Annotated in this window: 14 protein-coding genes and 4 tRNA genes; 9 read left to right on the plus strand and 9 right to left on the minus strand. The window is 69.9% G+C overall.

Annotated elements, in window-relative coordinates; translation table 11 throughout:
• Nucleotides 1–63: 63 nt before the first annotated feature.
• The 3 genes from OHV05_RS17425 to crcB form a co-directional block, all read right to left on the minus strand.
• Entirely contained in the window at nucleotides 64–2451 is a 2388-nt protein-coding gene (locus OHV05_RS17425; RefSeq protein WP_405018507.1) for a DEAD/DEAH box helicase, read from the minus strand.
• Between the two features lie 881 nt (nucleotides 2452–3332).
• Entirely contained in the window at nucleotides 3333–3686 is a 354-nt protein-coding gene (locus OHV05_RS17430; RefSeq protein ID WP_405018508.1) for a fluoride efflux transporter FluC, read from the minus strand.
• Nucleotides 3683–4099: a fluoride efflux transporter CrcB gene (gene crcB / locus OHV05_RS17435; RefSeq protein WP_405018509.1), complete on the minus strand. Its 417-nt coding sequence runs from the start codon at nucleotides 4097–4099 to the stop codon at nucleotides 3683–3685. The genes OHV05_RS17430 and crcB overlap by 4 nt, the downstream gene beginning before the upstream one ends.
• Nucleotides 4100–4170: 71 nt before the next feature.
• Between crcB and OHV05_RS17440 the strand changes: the two genes are divergently transcribed.
• The 4 genes from OHV05_RS17440 to OHV05_RS17455 all read left to right on the plus strand — a co-directional run bounded on the left by OHV05_RS17440 (nucleotide 4171) and on the right by OHV05_RS17455 (nucleotide 4924).
• The gene (locus tag OHV05_RS17440) at nucleotides 4171–4512 is read left to right on the plus strand and encodes a metallopeptidase family protein (protein ID WP_403037848.1); all 342 of its coding nucleotides are present in this window, start codon (nucleotides 4171–4173) and stop codon (nucleotides 4510–4512) included.
• A 105-nt stretch (nucleotides 4513–4617) separates the two neighbouring features.
• Nucleotides 4618–4690 (plus strand) — tRNA-Glu (locus OHV05_RS17445).
• A gap of 59 nt (nucleotides 4691–4749) precedes the next feature.
• A tRNA-Asp gene (locus tag OHV05_RS17450) sits at nucleotides 4750–4823 on the plus strand.
• 27 nt (nucleotides 4824–4850) lie between these two features.
• A tRNA-Phe gene (locus OHV05_RS17455) sits at nucleotides 4851–4924 on the plus strand.
• A gap of 191 nt (nucleotides 4925–5115) precedes the next feature.
• Here the strand turns inward: OHV05_RS17455 and OHV05_RS17460 are convergent.
• On the minus strand, nucleotides 5116–5319 hold the full coding sequence (locus OHV05_RS17460) for a cold-shock protein (RefSeq protein ID WP_045694210.1): 204 nt from the start codon (nucleotides 5317–5319) through the stop codon (nucleotides 5116–5118).
• A gap of 339 nt (nucleotides 5320–5658) precedes the next feature.
• Between OHV05_RS17460 and OHV05_RS17465 the strand changes: the two genes are divergently transcribed.
• On the plus strand, nucleotides 5659–5877 hold the full coding sequence (locus OHV05_RS17465) for a hypothetical protein (protein ID WP_057234322.1): 219 nt from the start codon (nucleotides 5659–5661) through the stop codon (nucleotides 5875–5877).
• Between the two features lie 42 nt (nucleotides 5878–5919).
• Here the strand turns inward: OHV05_RS17465 and OHV05_RS17470 are convergent, their stop codons facing one another.
• Both OHV05_RS17470 and OHV05_RS17475 read right to left on the minus strand, forming a co-directional pair.
• Nucleotides 5920–6918 (minus strand): hypothetical protein, encoded by a 999-nt coding sequence (locus OHV05_RS17470; protein ID WP_405018510.1) that lies wholly within the window; start codon nucleotides 6916–6918, stop codon nucleotides 5920–5922.
• Nucleotides 6919–6976: 58 nt separating this feature from the next.
• Nucleotides 6977–7330, minus strand: coding sequence for a WXG100 family type VII secretion target (locus tag OHV05_RS17475; RefSeq protein WP_405018511.1), 354 nt, complete (start codon nucleotides 7328–7330; stop codon nucleotides 6977–6979).
• Between the two features lie 289 nt (nucleotides 7331–7619).
• On the opposite strand from OHV05_RS17475, the gene hrpA reads away from it, so the two are divergent.
• Both hrpA and OHV05_RS17485 read left to right on the plus strand, forming a co-directional pair.
• Nucleotides 7620–11594 carry an ATP-dependent RNA helicase HrpA gene (hrpA, locus tag OHV05_RS17480; protein ID WP_405018512.1) on the plus strand — a complete coding sequence of 1325 codons (3975 nt, stop codon included), beginning with the start codon at nucleotides 7620–7622 and terminating at the stop codon, nucleotides 11592–11594.
• A 148-nt stretch (nucleotides 11595–11742) separates the two neighbouring features.
• Nucleotides 11743–11816, plus strand: a tRNA-Asp gene (locus tag OHV05_RS17485).
• Nucleotides 11817–12161: 345 nt separating this feature from the next.
• Here OHV05_RS17485 and bldC read toward each other — a convergent pair.
• Together bldC and OHV05_RS17495 are read right to left on the minus strand one after the other, a co-directional pair.
• Nucleotides 12162–12368, minus strand: a complete 207-nt coding sequence (gene bldC / locus OHV05_RS17490; protein WP_014137253.1) for a developmental transcriptional regulator BldC — start codon at nucleotides 12366–12368, stop codon at nucleotides 12162–12164.
• A gap of 555 nt (nucleotides 12369–12923) precedes the next feature.
• Nucleotides 12924–13808 (minus strand): hypothetical protein, encoded by an 885-nt coding sequence (locus OHV05_RS17495; protein WP_405018513.1) that lies wholly within the window; start codon nucleotides 13806–13808, stop codon nucleotides 12924–12926.
• 143 nt (nucleotides 13809–13951) lie between these two features.
• On the opposite strand from OHV05_RS17495, the gene OHV05_RS17500 reads away from it, so the two are divergent.
• A complete protein-coding gene (locus OHV05_RS17500; RefSeq protein ID WP_405018514.1) occupies nucleotides 13952–15127 on the plus strand; it encodes a Glu/Leu/Phe/Val dehydrogenase dimerization domain-containing protein in 1176 nt (391 codons plus the stop codon).
• A 360-nt stretch (nucleotides 15128–15487) separates the two neighbouring features.
• The gene (locus OHV05_RS17505; protein WP_405018515.1) at nucleotides 15488–15739 is read left to right on the plus strand and encodes a DUF3073 family protein; all 252 of its coding nucleotides are present in this window, start codon (nucleotides 15488–15490) and stop codon (nucleotides 15737–15739) included.
• 136 nt (nucleotides 15740–15875) lie between these two features.
• On the opposite strand, the gene purM is transcribed toward OHV05_RS17505, so the two are convergent.
• Nucleotides 15876–16964 carry a phosphoribosylformylglycinamidine cyclo-ligase gene (gene purM, locus OHV05_RS17510; protein ID WP_405018516.1) on the minus strand — a complete coding sequence of 363 codons (1089 nt, stop codon included), beginning with the start codon at nucleotides 16962–16964 and terminating at the stop codon, nucleotides 15876–15878.
• Nucleotides 16965–17027: the final 63 nt, after the last annotated feature.

Genomic DNA, 17027 nt, shown 5'->3' on the forward strand with positions numbered 1-17027 from the left:
ATAAACCGAACGGGCCCGCCCCACCGAAGTGGAGCGGGCCCGTCTCAGAGGTACTACCGAGCGTCAGTTCTTCCAGCGCGGCTTGTTGCGGTCGCCGCCACCGTTGAAGCTGCCGCCGCCACGGTTGTCACGGTCGCCGAAGGACGGGCGGCCGCCACGGTCGTCACGGTTGAAGCCACCGCCGGTGCCACCGGTCTGCGGACGGCCACCGGAGCGGTGGTCGTCGCGACGGACGAACGGACGGCTGCCGCCACCGCGGTTGTCGCGGTCACCGAAGGACGGGCGGTCACCGAACGAACGCGCCGGGCGGTCGTCACGGTTGAAACCACCGGTGCGCGGGGCACGGTCGTCACGGTTGAAGCCACCGGAGCGGTTGTCCCGGTCGCCACCGAAGGAGCGGCCGCCGGACGGACGGTCGTCACGGTTGAAACCACCGGTACGGGGGGCGCGGTCGTCACGGTTGAAACCACCCGAACGGCCACCACGGTCGTCACGGTTGAAGCCACCGGAGCGGTTGTCCCGGTCGCCACCGAAGGAGCGGCCGCCGGACGGACGGTCGTCACGGTTGAAACCACCGGTACGGGGGGCGCGGTCGTCACGGTTGAAACCACCCGAACGGCCACCACGGTCGTCACGGTTGAAGCCACCGGAGCGGTTGTCCCGGTCGCCACCGAAGGAGCGGCCGCCGGACGGACGGTCGTCACGGTTGAAACCACCGGTGCGCGGGGCGCGGTCGTCACGGTTGAAACCACCCGAACGGCCACCACGGTCGTCACGGTCCCGGTTGAAACCGCCACGCTGCTCGCGGTCACCGTACGAGGGACGCTCGTTGCGCGCCTCGCGGTAGGCCGGGGCGCGGTCGGCCTCGACGGCGGCCGGCGCGGCCACGGTCTCGGTCTCGGCGGCCTCGTCGCCCTCCGGCACCTCGACGGCGGCGGTCTCGACGACCGGCTCGTCCTCGATGCCCAGCTCGGCCCGCTCGCGAGCGGCCCGGGCGGCCAGGCGGTCGGCCTCCTCGCGCAGCTCGTTGGCGCGACGCTGCGCGCGCTCCAGCTGGCGCGCCATGTCGGCGACCTCACGCTCGGCGGCACCGGCGATGCCGGCGGCCGACTCGGCCTGCACCTCGACCAGCGAGCGGGCACCGGTGATCCGGGTCACCTCGGGGTCGAAGGCGTGGTCGAGGATGTGACGCGAGGCGTCCACGCCCGCGTCCTCCATCAGACGGAAGACGCCACGGCGCTGGTGCGGCAGCACCAGGGTGACGACGGCACCGGAACGGCCCGCGCGAGCGGTCCGGCCGGAGCGGTGCAGGTAGTCCTTGTGGTCACCGGCCGGGTCGACGTTCAGCACCAGGTCGATGTCGTCCACGTGGATGCCACGGGCGGCGACGTCGGTGGCGACGACCACGTTGAGGTAGCCGTCCTTGAAGTCACCGAGCACCCGGGTACGGGCGCCCTGGGTCATCCCGCCGTGCAGCGCGTCGGCCTTCACACCGGCCTCGATCAGCTGCTCGGCCACCCGGTCGGCACCCATCTGGGTACGGACGAAGATGATCGTGCGGCCCTTGCGGGCGGCGATCGCGTTGGTGATCGGGGCCTTGTCCTTGGGCTTCACCACGAGGATGTGGTGGCTCATGGTGGTGACCGCGCCCTGGGCCGCGTCGACCTCGTGGGTGACCGGGTTCTTCAGGTAGCGCTTGACCAGGCTGTCGATCTCGTTCTCGAGGGTGGCCGAGAACAGCAGGCTCTGGCCGCCGCTCGGGACCTTGTCGAGGATCTCGGTGACCTCGGGCAGGAAGCCCATGTCGGCCATCTGGTCGGCCTCGTCCAGGACGGTGACCATTACCTCGTCGAGCTTGGCGGTGTTGCGGTTGATCAGGTCGCGCAGTCGGCCGGGGGTGGCGACCAGGACGTCGACACCGCGCTCCAGCGCGTAGATCTGGTTGGACATCGAGGTGCCACCGCAGACGACCTTGAGCTTGAGGCCGAGCACCGAGCCGAACGGCTCCAGCGCGTCGGCGACCTGCATGGCCAGCTCACGGGTCGGGACCAAGATCAGGCCACGCGGGTGCTTGGGCTTGGTGCGGCCCTCGGCGGCGGCGATCCGGGTCAGCATCGGGAGGCCGAAGCTCAGGGTCTTGCCGGAGCCGGTGCGGCCACGGCCCAGGACGTCCTTGCCGGCCAGCGCGTCCGGGATGGTCGCGGCCTGGATCGGGAACGGGGTGGTGACGCCCCGCTTGTTCAGGGCCCGGACCACGTCGTCGTGCAGACCGAGGTCGCCGAAGGTGATGGTGGGCTCGGTCTCCTCCGCGGCGGTCTCGTCGACCAGCTCGGCGGAGTCGTCCAGCAGGGTGTCGTCGAGGATCTCGACCTCGGGGGTCTCGACCAGGGTGTCGAGGGCGTCCGAACCGTTCGCGGGCATGGCGAAGCGGTCGTTGTCAACGAGGGACATGCAAAACCTTCCGGAAGTGGCACGCGCCAAAGTCCGGGGTTCTGTTTACAAACCGCCTCTATGCGGTCAGCCACCGAATCGCCGGAACGCGCCAAGGGCGCCAGGGATTTCAGGGCGCCAATCAAATGAATCAAAGTAACGATCTACCACCATACGGCAGCCTGTGGATCTAAGGCAAACCTGCTGGCCAGACCGCTATTGCCCGGCGGAACTGGGGCTCGGGGCCGCAGATCCGGGGTCACTTCCCGAGGGTACCGGAGAGCTGGGGCCAACCGGGGTGGGTGTGGCGCTCGCCGCACTGCTGGGCGAGGGCTGCGGGTGGCCACTGGGGCCCGGCTCGGAGCCGCCCGAACCCGGCCTGGGGCCGGTGGCCGCCCCGCTGGGGGCACCGCTCGGCGACTCGCTCCGGCCGGGTTGGGCGGGTGCGCCGGGCGCCGGGGTCACTCCCGGCACCGCGGGCGTGGCCTCGCTCACTCCGGCGGGCGTAGACGGGCTCGCGCCCCCCAAGTGCTCCACCCGCTGCCCGCTGCTGCCGCGCCCCGGCAGGTGCGCCCCGCTCCCGCCCTTGCCGGGCGAACCGCTCCGGCCCGCCGGGGCGTTGCTCGGCAGGGTGTCGGTGGAGTCACCACCGACCGACATGCAGCCCGTCAGCCCGGCTCCCGCCAGGGCCAGCACCAGCACTCCCGCGACCCGCCGCCCCGTCCGCATCCGCACCGCCGCCACCTGGGCACCTCCCCCTGCTCACCAGCCGCGCCCGGCCGCCTGTGGTGACCAACGCGCACCGGCCCGCCAGGACACGGCCCGTCCCCCGGTCTCCGCAAGCCGCCCCGCCGGGCACCGGGTTGACGCCGGGTCAGCGCCCACCGGCCCACCCCGGTCCCTCAGAGCGCCCCGGCCAGCTCGGCCCCACCCCAGGCCGCGCCGATCCCGGCCACCAGCGTGCCGGCCAGGTAGACCGCCGCCCGGCCCCGGGTACCGCCCTCGACCAGCCGCAGCACGTCGTACGAGAAGGTCGAGTAGGTGGTCAGCGCCCCGCACAGCCCGGTGCCGAGCAGCAGCAGCCCGCGCGCCGAGCAGATCCCGGCGAACACCCCGAGCAGCAGCGACCCCAGCACGTTGACCGTCAGGGTGCCCCAGGGGAAGCCGCCGCCGTACCGGGCCCGCAGCAGCCGGTCCGCCAGGTGGCGCGCGGGAGCGCCGACCGCGGCCCCGGCGGCCACCAGCAGCCAGTTCACCGGGGCACCGCCAGCCGCCGGGTGACCACCGTCCCGGCCCAGACCGCCGCCAGCGCGGAGACCAGCGTGCCGCCGAGGTAGGCGATCCCCCGGGCCGGCTCGCCGCCCGCCAGCAGGCGGTGCACGTCGACCGCGTACGTCGAGAAGGTGGTGAACCCGCCCAGCACCCCCGTGCCGAGGAACGGCCGGACCAGCGGATGGGGCGTCAGCACCTCGGTGACCAGCACCATCAGCACCCCCATCGCCGCGCAGCCGACCACGTTCACCAGCAGCGTGCCCCAGGGGAAGGCCGACGCTCCGGCCGGCCGGAGCAGCCCGACCCCGTACCGCGCGCAGGCGCCGAGCACCCCGCCCACCGCGACCACGGCCAGCACCGGCCCCTCGTCCCGCCAGTTCACCCGGTCGCTCAGCACCGGTCCAGTGAATCACCGGCGTCGATGATCTGGCACGGCGTCACCCCACACCCGACAATGAGTCGGTGGACATGACCCGGGACGAGTTCGAAACGCTGGTCGCCGATGCCCTGGACCAGATCCCGCCGCAACTGGCGGCCATGATGGACAACGTCGCCATCTTCGTGGAGGACGAACCGGACCCGGCCGACCCCGAGCTGCTCGGCCTGTACGAGGGCACCCCGCTCACCGAGCGCGGCGAGTGGTACGCCGGCGTGCTGCCCGACCGGATCATCGTCTACATGGGCCCGACCACCCGCCTGTGCGAGACCTACGACGAGATGGTCCAGGAGGTCCGCACCACGGTCATCCACGAGGTGGCCCATCACTTCGGCTTCGACGACCACGAGTTGCACGAACTCGGCTGGTCCTGAGCCCGCCGCCGATCCGCGCGGCCGAAACCGTTTTGGCGTTCCCGCCCGGCATCCCATATGCTTCTCACGTCCCCGACCGCTGCTGGTCAGCCGGGCGGGCCGCAAGCCCTCATCGTCTAGTGGCCCAGGACGTCGCCCTTTCAAGGCGGTAGCACGGGTTCGAATCCCGTTGGGGGCACGGCAGTACCGTAGTAAAGTCGGCGTCGCAAGACGCCGAAGCGGATGTGCTCCGCACGAGGTCCTGTGGAGCAGTTGGTTAGCTCGCCACCCTGTCAAGGTGGAGGTCGCGGGTTCAAGTCCCGTCAGGATCGCTCGTCTCGCAAGAGGCGGTGCAGTACGGCCAGGTAGCTCAGTTGGTACGAGCGTCCGCCTGAAAAGCGGAAGGTCGCCGGTTCGACCCCGGCCCTGGCCACCTGCTGAGAATCCCCCGGTGAGTTCACTCACCGGGGGATTTCTCGTTCTCCGTCACCCACCCCACCCGAGGGCACAGCGAGCCCCCGGCGGAGAGGGAGCGGAAAACAGTGCAGCCCCCGAGTGAAGCACTCGGGGGCTGCGACATGCTGCCCCAAGGTCGCCTAGGCGGCCGTACGGGCATAGGTCTTACTAGAGCGGGCGAATGTTCTCCGCCTGCGGGCCCTTCTGGCCCTGGGTGACGTCGAACTCGACCTTCTGGCCCTCGAGCAGCTCACGGAAGCCGTTGGCGTTGATGTTCGAGTAGTGGGCGAACACGTCAGGACCGCCACCCTCCTGCTCGATGAAGCCGAAGCCCTTTTCCGAGTTGAACCACTTCACGGTGCCATTAGCCATTTAAAACTCCTTCAGGGGACTGTCCAGAGCTCACGTTTCGCAAGCTCCGCGTCGCCGTGATGGGCCCGCCCGGGGAAAGAGCCGGGAAACAAAAAACGCGCCTGCGGTCACAACCAGCAGGCGCACACAAGTTCATGGGAACCACAACTGCAACTACCACGACTGTAGCAGGGATCCTGCCACCGCGGGGGGATCCGACGCGCCGAGTCTGCGGGCCCGCCCCGGGGCGACCGCCGCCCGGCCTGCTGCGGCACCGAAAAGTCCATGATCCACAAAATCCGAAAATCCGTTACCTGGCGGCAGGTCCCAGCGCCCGGATTTGGGCGCATACTGAAACGGATGACGAATTCAGCGCCACGGCGCCATCTCCCCACCAGCCCCTTCCGCCCCGCGCCCACGCCGCAGATCAAGCGGTTCGCCGTCGGCGATCGGGTCTCCCACGACGAGTACGGCCTGGGCCGGGCCATCGCCGTCGAGGGCGAGCTCGCGGTGCTCGTCGACTTCGGCTCACGGCAGGTGCGGATCACAGCACCCTTTGCCAAGCTCTTCCTGCTCTGACCTCGGTCGGTCACCGCCACGCGGCGGTGACCGACCGACGGCTCAGAGGTCCTTGCGGCGGTAGAAGCCGTACGAGTCGCCCATCGTGACCACCCTGGAGGCCGTGCCGGCCTGACTGGCGTTCTCGATGGCGATGTACTTGGTGTGCTCGGGGTTCGCCCACCCTCCGAAGAGGATGGTGTGATCGCTGTTGATCAGCGCGTCACCGGGCTGCAGATCGTTCTTGCTGATCTTGTACGAGTACTGGCTGGTCATCAGCGCGTCCGTGTTCAGGCCGCCGTAGGAGCCCGGCGGGATGCCCCAGGCCGCGCTGACGAAGCCCGAGCAGTCCACCCGGTAGCCGTCGGTGATCGCTCCCTGGCTGTAGCCGAGCTTCATGTCCACGCGCTTCATCGCCCGCTCGAGGATCGCCTTGCGGTCGGCGTCCAGGCCGTCCATGTTCGGCCGGACCTTGGCGCCGACGCCGTGCCCGTTCTTCGGGTGGGTCTTGCTGTTCCCGTTCCAGTCTTCCCAGCTGTCGCCGTTGATGTACTTCACGCCGGTGTCGCCGGTGCTGTGGTCCGCGTAGTCCCCGTGGTTGCCGTTACCACCCGAGGGCTTGGACTGACCGCCGCCGCCTCCGGGCTTGTCCTTGCTGTTGATCTGGGTCGGCGGCGAGTCGCCACCCTTCGGGCGGGCGTTGTCCTGGCCCTTGATGTCGTCCTTCACCTTGTGGTCCACGTCGGTGTAGGACTGGATCACCGATTTGATCTTCTCGGTGTCCTCGGCGATCGCCTGGGTGAGCTTCTCCTTGGTCGCCATCAGGTGCCGGGCCCTGGACTCCACGTCCTTGGCGTCCCGGAGCACGTCGAAGGCGATCCCGAAGCCGACGATGCCGGCCAGCGGGCTGGCGGCCAGGTCGACCGCGACCGCCTTCGCCAGCGTCTCCTGGATCTTGCCGAGCTTCTGCTGCATCTCGGCCATCCGCTGACTGGCCTGCTGCCAGTCCTGCTGGATCCTGCCGAGCTCCTGCAGTTCTACGCCGAACTGTTCACCAGCCATGGTTCCCCGTATCCCTTGTCCTCGTGACGGTCTTGCGGCGACGGACCCACCGTCCGGCTCAGAAGCTGGCCAGGCGTTCGACCGCCTTGCTCAGTCCGCTCAGTTCGTCCGCGACCCCGGCCATCTCCCGGACCCGGCCCTGGGCGTGGGTGGTGAACGCGTCGGCGGCCTGGCCGTGCCAGGTGAGCTTGCCGAGCGCGGAGTTGACCTCGGTGCTGAGCTTGTCGAACTCCTTGCCGAGGTCGGCGAGCTCCTTGGCGATCTGGCGCAGTTCGTCCTCGCCGCCGCCGAACATCTCACCCAGGGCCCAGCGGGCGATCTCGGCGGGTGCCATGACGATGTCCTTGACCACCCTGGCGCCCGCACCGACCAGGTCCTTGGCGTCGTCCCATGCTTCGCTGATGAAGTTCAAAATGGCTCCCCCGGAACCTCGTACCTGCAGGATGACAATCCGTCAAAAGGCTATCCGAACACCGCAGTCCCGGGGAGCCCGCCCGCACCTCGGACTCCGGCGGTTCCGCAGCCGTCGCCCACCGGGCGACCCGTCCGGCTCCGCCGCCGCGAGCGTCGGGCGTTCCGGGTGCGAACCGCCCGGATCATCCTGCCGCAGCCTACGACGGGGGTCCGTCGGCGGTCTGTGACACTGGAGGTGCTCGAAAACCGAGGTGCGCCCGCCCGCCCCTCCTTGCGAACCTAGAGGGATGTCCGCAGTGAGTTCTCCCCAAGTCCAGCCCACCGAGGTACCCACCGTCGGGGAGCTGGCCGCTCGGCTGCCCGAGCTGACACTGCGTGACCAGCAGCGGATCGGCCGTCGGCTGGACGGAGCGCGCCGGGTCCGCCAGCCGGAGGCCCGCGACAGGATCGCGGCCGAGCTGGCGGCGGAGATCGGCCGCGCCGAACTCCGGGTCGAACAGCGCCGGAACGCGGTGCCGGAGATCACGTACCCGGCGGAGCTTCCGGTCAGCCAGAAGAAGGACGACATCCTGGCCGCGATCCGGGACCACCAGGTGGTGATCGTCGCGGGTGAGACCGGCTCCGGCAAGACCACCCAGATCCCGAAGATCTGCCTGGAGCTCGGCCGGGGCGTGAAGGGCCTGATCGCGCACACCCAGCCGCGCCGGATCGCCGCCCGCACGGTGGCCGAGCGGGTGGCCGAGGAGCTGCACACACCGCTCGGCGAGGCGGTCGGCTGGAAGGTCCGCTTCACCGACCAGGTCGGCCCGGACACCCTGGTGAAGCTGATGACGGACGGCATCCTGCTGGCCGAGATCCAGACCGACCGGGAGCTCCGCCAGTACGACACCCTGATCATCGACGAGGCGCACGAGCGCAGCCTCAACATCGACTTCATCCTCGGGTACGTCAAGCAGCTGCTGCCGCGCCGGCCCGACCTCAAGGTCGTGATCACCTCGGCGACCATCGACCCGGAGCGGTTCGCCAACCACTTCGGCGACGCGCCGATCATCGAGGTCTCCGGCCGCACCTATCCGGTCGAGGTCCGCTACCGCCCGATCCTGGAGGAGGGCGAGGACGGCGAGGAGGACACCGCCGTCGACCGCGACCGCGACCAGGTGCAGGCGATCTGCGAGGCCGCCCAGGAGCTCCAGGCCGAGGGGCCGGGCGACATCCTGGTCTTCCTCTCCGGTGAGCGGGAGATCCGCGACACCGCCGACGCGCTCAACAAGCTCAACCTCAAGTTCACCGAGGTGCTGCCGCTGTACGCCCGGCTCTCCTCGGCCGAGCAGCACCGGGTCTTCCAACGCTCCAACAGCCGCCGGATCGTGCTGGCCACCAACGTGGCCGAGACCTCGCTGACCGTCCCCGGCATCAAGTACGTGATCGACCCCGGCACCGCCAGGATCTCCCGCTACAGCCACCGCACCAAGGTCCAGCGGCTGCCGATCGAGGCGGTCAGCCAGGCCAGTGCCAACCAGCGCAAGGGCCGCTGCGGCCGTACCTCGGACGGCATCTGCATCCGGCTGTTCTCGGAGGAGGACTTCCTCTCCCGCCCCGAGTTCACCGACCCGGAGATCCTCCGCACCAACCTCGCCTCGGTGATCCTGCAGATGACCGCGGCCGGGCTCGGCGACATCGCCGCCTTCCCGTTCCTCGACCCGCCGGACTCGCGCAACATCAAGGACGGCGTCAACCTGCTGCACGAGCTGGGCGCCCTCGATCCGGCCGAGAAGGACCACCGCAAGCGGCTCACCCCGCTCGGCCGGAAGCTGGCCCAGCTGCCGGTCGACCCCCGGATGGCCCGGATGGTGATCGAGGCCGACCGGCTCGGCGTGGTCCGGGACGTGATGGTGATCGCCGCCGCGCTCTCCATCCAGGACCCGCGCGAGCGCCCGGCCGAGAAGCGCCAGGCGGCCGACGAGCGGCACCGCCGCTTCAACTCGGAGACCTCCGACTTCCTGGCCTTCCTGGCGATGTGGCGGTACGTCAAGGAGCAGCAGAAGGAGCTCTCCTCCTCGGCGTTCCGCCGGATGTGCAAGTCCGAGTTCCTGAACTACCTGCGGATACGGGAGTGGCAGGACATCTACACCCAGCTGCGCACGGTCGCGAAGCAGCTCGGCGTGACGATCGAGGAGCCGCACGAGGACGCCGAGCCGGACGCCGACCGGATCCACCAGGCGCTGCTCTCCGGCCTGCTCTCCCACCTCGGCCTGTTCGACGTGGAGAAGCGCGAGTACGCCGGTGCCCGGGGCGCCCGGTTCGCGGTCTTCCCCGGCTCGGGGCTGTTCAAGAAGCCGCCGCGCTGGGTGATGTCGGCCGAGCTGGTGGAGACCTCGCGGCTGTGGGCCCGGATCAACGCCAAGATCGAGCCCGAGTGGGTCGAGCCGCTGGCCGAGCACCTGATCAAGAAGAGCTACAGCGAGCCGCACTGGGAGAAGAAGGCCGGCGCGGTGCTGGCGTACGAGAAGGTCACCCTGTACGGGATGCCGATCGTCGCCCAGCGGAAGATCAACTTCGGGAAGATCGACCAGGAGCTCTGCCGCGAGCTGTTCATCCGCAACGCGCTGGTCGAGGGCGACTGGGAGACGCACCACCGCTTCTGGGGAGAGAACCGTCAACTCCTCAGCGAGGTGGCCGAGTTGGAGAACCGGGCGCGGCGCCGGGACATCCTGGTGGACGACCAGACCCTGTTCGACTTCTACGACACCCGGCTGCCCGAGGACATCGTCTCCACCCGGCACTTCGACGCCTGGTGGAAGAAGGCCCGGCACGACCAGCCGGACCTGCTGAACTTCGAGAAGTCGATGCTGATCAACGACTCGGCGGACGGCGTCACCGAGGCGGACTACCCGGACCACTGGCAGCAGGGCAAGCTCCGGTTCAAGCTGACCTACCAGTTCGAACCCGGCAGCGACGCGGACGGCGTCACCGTGCACATCCCGCTCCCGGTGCTCAACCAGGTCACCGCCGAGGGCTTCGACTGGCAGATCCCCGGCCTGCGCACCGAGCTGGTCACCGCGTACATCCGCTCGCTGCCCAAGGCGCTGCGCCGCAACTTCGTGCCCGCCCCGGACTTCGCCGCCGCCGCGCTGCGCCAGGTGAGGGACCGTCAGGAGCCGCTGCTGCCCACCCTGGAGCACATCCTGAAGCGGATGTCGGCGATCACCGTCCCGCCGGAGGCCTGGGACGACGAGCGGGTACCGGACCACCTGCGGATCACCTTCCGGGTGGTGGACGGCAAGAAGAAGCTGGCCGAGTCCAAGGACCTGGAGGACCTGCGGCTCAAGCTCAAGCCCAAGCTCAAGGAGACCCTCTCCTCGGCCGCCTCCGGCCAGGGCATCGAGCAGACCGGCCTGACCGGCTGGCCGGCCGACCTGCCGGTGCTCCAGCGCACCTTCGAGCAGCGCTCGCGCGGCCACTCGCTGCGCGCGTACCCGGCCCTGGTGGACGAGGGCGACTCGGTGGCGATCCGGCTCTTCGACACCCCCGAGGCCCAGCAGCAGGCGATGTGGGCGGGCACCCGGCGGCTGCTGATGCTGAGCATCAACTCCCCCGCCAAGGCCATCCAGCAGCGGCTCGGCAACCAGGCCAAGCTGGCGCTCTCGTACAGCCCGCACGGGTCGATCCCGGCCCTGTTCGAGGACATCGTGGCGGCCGCCACCGACCGGCTGATGGCGCTGAACGGCGGTCCTGCCTGGGACGAGCCGTCCTTCACCAAGCTGTACGACAAGGTCAGGGCCGACCTCTACGAACTGTCCGCCGACACCACGCTGAAGACCGCCACCGCGCTGATCGCCTTCCACAAGGCGTCCAACCGGCTGAAGAGCGTCTCCAGCCCGGTGCTGCTGACCGCGGTGAACGACGTCCGGCTGCACCTCGCCTCGCTGGTGCACCCCGGCTTCGTCACCGCCACCGGCTGGCAGCGGCTGCCCGACCTGAAGCGCTACCTGCTCGCGGTCGACCGCCGGCTGGAGGCGCTGCCCAACCACCCGCAGCGCGACCTGCTGCACCTGCACAAGGTCCAGCAGGTGCAGGACGCGTACGGCGAGCTGCTCGGCAAGGTCCCGGCCGGCCGGGAGCCCTCGGCCGAGCTGCGGGCGATCCGCTGGATGGTCGAGGAGCTCCGGGTGAGCTTCTTCGCGCAGGGCCTCGGCACCCCGACGCCCGTCTCGGAGAAGCGCATCCTGAAGGCGATGGAGGCGGCGGCCGCCGGGCTGTAGGGCCTCTCTTTCGGATCACGCCGGGCGGGCGGCGTGATCCGAAAGAGAGGCCCTGGAGCCGGTTCGACCTGGGGGCCCGGGATGCAGTACGATCTGTCTTGTTCGCGAGCGAGAAGCAGACGGACAAGGCAGATCGCAGTAACACTCTGGTCCTGTGGAGCAGTTGGTTAGCTCGCCACCCTGTCAAGGTGGAGGTCGCGGGTTCAAGTCCCGTCAGGATCGCCGTACCGAAGAGGCTCGGAGCCGTCAGGCTCCGGGCCTCTTCGCGTTGCCGCTGACCGGGCGTCAGCTTCTACGCCACAGTAGGTCTAGACCACAAGATAACGCCGCTGTGATGGTCGTCACTTATCTTTTCTTGAGACCGGACAGGTCCGACCCCTCTCCCGGGGTCGCTGATTTAATATATAAAATTGCACATGCATTCTCCCACTTTTCCCCCACCTCACACCAGTCCCAATAGGAACACTGCATTCCGGGCAAGCCGAAAGGGGCCGCATCCTCGACCCGGCGGAGTCAGGGATGCGGCCCCTTGCAGTGAGCTGGCGAAAAGGCCCCGGAGGGGCCTTCTCAGGCTTCGGTGCGCTGTGCCGGAATACCGGCCAGCAGTGCGCGCACCTCCGCCTCGCGATACCGGCGGTGGCCGCCGAGAGTGCGGATGGACGTGAGCTTGCCCGCCTTGGCCCAGCGAGTGACCGTCTTGGGGTCAACGCGGAACATGGTGGCGACCTCTGCCGGCGTCAGCAGGGGCTCGGCGTCAGGCGTACGAGCGGTCATGAGCGGCCTCCTCGGGAGAACCGAACCAGGGCGGTTCTATCCTTCAAATTCTGCACCTTGGCCCGCGATGCCCGAAATGGCATAGACGGGCCGAGTCGGTAATAGGACGAACGGCTTGTCCTGGTGTCTACAACTACACCATTCGTCCAGCCCCATCGGCCAAACCGCCAAAATTGACCCCTCACGGGTTCAAGAGCGACGGATGGCCATGGACCGTCCCATAGCGGACAGTCACCAATCGGTGACAAGCGGTTAGGAGAGGACCAGACCCTTCGTTTCCCCGCAAAACAGACACTGCTCCCAGATCCACTCAGAAGTGGATACATCTGAGTGAACTTGGGCTGGTTGTCCCATTTTTACACATAGGCGTAAGTAAGCGTCAACGGTGAGTAGTGTCACGTTCGAGGGGTATTGACCCGAACCGGGACCTTCGTCCCGGACCCCAGGCCCAAAGGTCCCAACCATCATCGCCTGCCGCACTGACACCGTCCCCCACCCGGACTGACGTCGCGTCAGCCCGCCCGGCGCCGCTCCCCCGGCGTCGGTCCCCCGCCGTCAGCTCGCGTACCGGAGCGCGTGCACCCGCCGCCAGCGCTCGGTCACCGTCTCGTACATCCGGGCCGCCTCCCGCCCGTCACCGGCCCGCAGCGCGGCCACCCCCGCCTCGATCTCGCCGACCGAGTCCTCGTCCGGGAGGTCGGTGCCCAGCAGGTGCACCAGGCCGCCGTAGTCCAGCTCCACCAGCGAGCGCGGGTGGAACTCCTCCAGCCACCGCCCCAGCTCCTCCACCCCGCTGGCCAGCGCCCCGCTCGGCACCCGCTCGCGCAGCGCCCGGTACCCCCGGGCCACCCGGCGACGGGCCTGCGCCATCGGCGTCAGGTAGAACAGCGCCGCCGGCCGGTCCGGCAGGCCGGCCGGCAGGAAGCAGCGATCCTCGGTGCCGAACGGCAGGAACCAGCGCACCGGCACCTCCCACCGGTTGGTCAGGATCCACGGCCGGTCGTCCGGGTGGGCCGCCCGCCAGCGCTCCCGGTCGGCCTGCGCGGCCGCCCGGACCACCGGCGGCAGCACGGTGTCCAGCAGGGCCACCGGCAGCGACTCTGCCAGCTCCTCCATCGCCTGCCAGCTGCGCAGCCTGGTCGCCCACGGGCAGACGTAGGTCACCCCTTCCACCACCCGGACGAAGGCCCGCTCGCTCTCCCGCTCGGGCAGCGCCCGGGGCGTCCGGGCCAGCAGCTCGGCCAGCGCGCCCCGCTGCTCGGCCAGCACCGCCGGTGCCACCGCCTGGGCCGCCTCCACCGCGTCCGGGCCGTACCGGGCCGCGTAGGCCTGCCAGCGGGCCCGCTCCGGGCCCGGATAGGCGGCCAGCGGCTCGTACACGCGCAGATGGGCCGCGTAGGGCGGGAGCACCGAGGTACGCACAGCGGTCACATCCGGCATCGTCGCACGGGGGAGCCGACGGGGTACCCCGGACGGGGCTGAATCGTTGTGCCGAGGGGCAGAACCGGCCGCGGCCCCAGGGCTAGGCTTACTTTCAGGCGCCCACACCACAGCAGTGGGCCACAGATACTGGAGTCACCACAGTGACCGACGTACAGACCCTGTCCGCTTCGTACCCCGCACCCGGCGTGCTGAGCAGGATCTTCCGTACCGAGCTGGACGGCGCGCCGAACGACGGCCACGAGCAGGTCGTGCTGTGCCACGACCGCAGCTCCGGCCTCAAGGCCATCATCGCCATCCACTCCACCGCCCTCGGCCCGGCCCTCGGCGGCACCCGCTTCTTCCCGTACGTCTCCGAGGAGGCGGCGCTGGAGGACGCGCTCAACCTCTCGCGCGGGATGAGCTACAAGAACGCGCTCGCCGGGCTCGACCTGGGCGGCGGCAAGGCCGTCATCATCGGCGACCCGACCACGGCGAAGAACGAGGCGATGCTGCGCGCCTACGGCCGCTTCGTGCAGTCGCTGCGCGGCCGCTACGTGACCGCCTGCGACGTCGGCACCTACGTGCAGGACATGGACGTGGTGGCCCGCGAGTGCGACTACGTGACCGGCCGCTCGCCCGAGCAGGGCGGCGCCGGCGACTCCTCGGTGCTGACCGCCTTCGGCGTCTTCCAGGGCATGCGCGCCTCCGCGCAGGCCAGCTGGGGCCAGCCCACCCTGCGCGGCCGCCGGGTCGGCGTCGCGGGCGTCGGCAAGGTCGGCCACTACCTGGTCGGCCACCTGGTCGCGGACGGCGCCACCGTGGTGGTCACGGACGTCTCCGAGGCCGCCGTGAACCGGGTCCGGGCCGCCTACCCGGACGTCGAGGTGGTGGCGGACACCGCCGCCCTGCTGCAGGCCCGGCTGGACGTCTACGCCCCCTGCGCGCTCGGCGGCGCGCTGGACGACCACACCGTCGGCGCGCTCGGCGCGGCCGGCACCGCGGTGGTCTGCGGCGCGGCCAACAACCAGCTGGCCCACCCGGGCGTGGAGAAGGACCTGGCCGGCCGCGGCATCCTCTACGCGCCGGACTACCTGGTGAACTCCGGCGGCGTGATCCAGGTCGCCGACGAGTTCGAGTCGCAGCACAAGGGCGGCTACAACTTCGACCGGGCCAAGACCAAGGCCACCAGGATCTTCGACACCACGCTGGAGATCTTCACCCGGGCCGCCGCCGACGGCGTGCCCCCGGCGGTGGCCGCCGACCGGCTGGCCGAGCGCCGGATGCGGGAGATCAGCGCGCTCCGCTCGGTGCTGCTGCCCGGTGCCCGCCGGAGCTGAGCCGTGACCGCGGGGGAGGCTCTCCTCCCCCGCATCACGATGTGGAACCGGATTCTCGATCGGTAGCCCGAACGGGCGATGTCGGGCCCCCTCCCGGGGGATAATCGGTCGTGGAACAACTGGCCTGGGCAGGCTCTGAACAGCCTGCGAAAGCCCGAAAATCCCCTCGTGACCTGGAAGGACCTGGTTTCGGGGGGTGGCAGTGCGCGCCACGTCACACCGGCGACGTACCGTTCGGCGGCGGAAACAGGTACCGTTAATGCTCCAAGGGACGGTTCTCCCACTTCGGGCAGACCGCTCCTGATCATGAACACGTGTCAGACTCGGGGCCGTGAGCCCCATCGTTGAGGGGGTCGACCCATGGGGCGCGGCCGGGCCAAGGCCAAGCAGACGAAGGTCGCCCGCGAGCTGAAGTACAACGGCGGCGGCTTTGACGCCAACCGTCTGTCCAGCGAGCTGGGTGTATCGCCCTCCACCGCTTCGATCAAGCCAGAACCGATCGAAGAAGAGGAAGAGGACGATCCCTACGCGGCGTATGCGGACCTCTACGCCGACGAGGATGACGACGCGGAAGCGGACGCGGGCAGCAGCCAGTCCCGCCGCCGCACGTAAGAGCCTGACCTGACCGGCTCGGTGCCCACGGGCGCCGAGCCGGTTTTCGGCGTTCCCGCACGGCCCACCCGGCGCTCGGGTGCCCCGGAGAAACGCCTGAGGGCCCCCGGAGGGGCCCTCAGGGACAGAACCGGGCTCAGCTGAGCCGGAAGCCGTCGTACGCGTTGTAGAGCGTCGCCGCGTCACCGTGCTCGTCGGTGCGGTCCACGATGTCGCCCAGCAACCAGGCCTCCACGTCGCGGTCCTCCAGGATCGCCAGCACCGTGTCGACCGACTCCGGCGGGACCACGGCGACCATGCCGACGCCCATGTTCAGGGTCTTCTCGATCTCCAGGGCGGCCATGTTGCCGACCTTGGCCACGGTCTGGAAGACCGGCAGCGGGGACCAGGTGCCTCGGTCCAACCGGGCGTGCAGACCGGTCGGGATGACCCGGGCCAGGTTGGCCGCCAGGCCGCCGCCGGTGACGTGCGAGAAGGCGTGGATCTCGGTGGCCCGGGTGAGCGCCAGGCAGTCCAGCGAGTAGATCCGGGTCGGCTCGAGCAGCTCCTCGCCAAGGGTGCGGCCGAAGTCCTCGACCTTGCGGTCCAGCTTCCAGCCGGCCTCGTTCAGCAGCACGTGCCGGACCAGCGAGTAACCGTTCGAGTGCAGGCCCGAGGCGGCCATCGCGATCACCACGTCACCGGCCCTGACCCGCTCCGCACCGAGCAGCGCGTCGGCCTCCACCACACCGGTGCCGGCGCCCGCGACGTCGTACTCGTCCGGGCCGAGCAGGCCCGGGTGCTCGGCGGTCTCGCCGCCGACCAGCGCGCAGCCGGCCAGCACACAGCCCTCGGCGATGCCCTTGACGATCGCCGCGACCCGCTCCGGCACGACCTTGCCGACGCAGATGTAGTCGGTCATGAAGAGCGGCTCGGCGCCGCACACGACCAGGTCGTCGACGACCATGCCGACCAGGTCGTGGCCGATCGTGTCGTGCTTGTCCATCGCCTGCGCGATGGCGACCTTCGTCCCGACCCCGTCGGTGGCGGAGGCCAGCAGCGGGCGGGCGTAGCGCTTGAACGCGGAGGCGTCGAACAACCCGGCGAAGCCGCCGAGCCCGCCGACCACCTCGGGACGGTCCGCCTTCTTCACCCACTGCTTCATGAGCTCGACGGCGCGGTCGCCCGCCTCGATGTCGACACCTGCGGCGGCGTAGGTGGCGCCGCTGCTCTGGTTGCTGGTCACTGCTGACGGCCCTCTCGGGTCGGGGGTGGTGGGACTGGGGTGGTCTGACGCGAACGGTCAGAC

The sequence above is a fragment of the Kitasatospora sp. NBC_00070 genome, from assembly GCF_045041205.1.
In the GTDB taxonomy this organism is placed as follows: Bacteria; Actinomycetota; Actinomycetes; order Streptomycetales; family Streptomycetaceae; genus Kitasatospora.

Coding starts and splice junctions, on each gene's coding strand:
- OHV05_RS17460 (WP_045694210.1), bottom strand. CDS start 5,319: ATGGCTAATGGCACCGTGAAGTGGTTCAACTCGGAAAAGGGCTTCGGC.
- bldC (WP_014137253.1), bottom strand. CDS start 12,368: ATGACCGCTCGTACGCCTGACGCCGAGCCCCTGCTGACGCCGGCAGAG.
- OHV05_RS17425 (WP_405018507.1), bottom strand. CDS start 2,451: ATGTCCCTCGTTGACAACGACCGCTTCGCCATGCCCGCGAACGGTTCG.
- OHV05_RS17465 (WP_057234322.1), top strand. CDS start 5,659: ATGACGAATTCAGCGCCACGGCGCCATCTCCCCACCAGCCCCTTCCGC.
- hrpA (WP_405018512.1), top strand. CDS start 7,620: ATGTCCGCAGTGAGTTCTCCCCAAGTCCAGCCCACCGAGGTACCCACC.
- OHV05_RS17470 (WP_405018510.1), bottom strand. CDS start 6,918: ATGGCTGGTGAACAGTTCGGCGTAGAACTGCAGGAGCTCGGCAGGATC.
- OHV05_RS17505 (WP_405018515.1), top strand. CDS start 15,488: ATGGGGCGCGGCCGGGCCAAGGCCAAGCAGACGAAGGTCGCCCGCGAG.
- OHV05_RS17495 (WP_405018513.1), bottom strand. CDS start 13,808: ATGCCGGATGTGACCGCTGTGCGTACCTCGGTGCTCCCGCCCTACGCG.
- OHV05_RS17440 (WP_403037848.1), top strand. CDS start 4,171: ATGACCCGGGACGAGTTCGAAACGCTGGTCGCCGATGCCCTGGACCAG.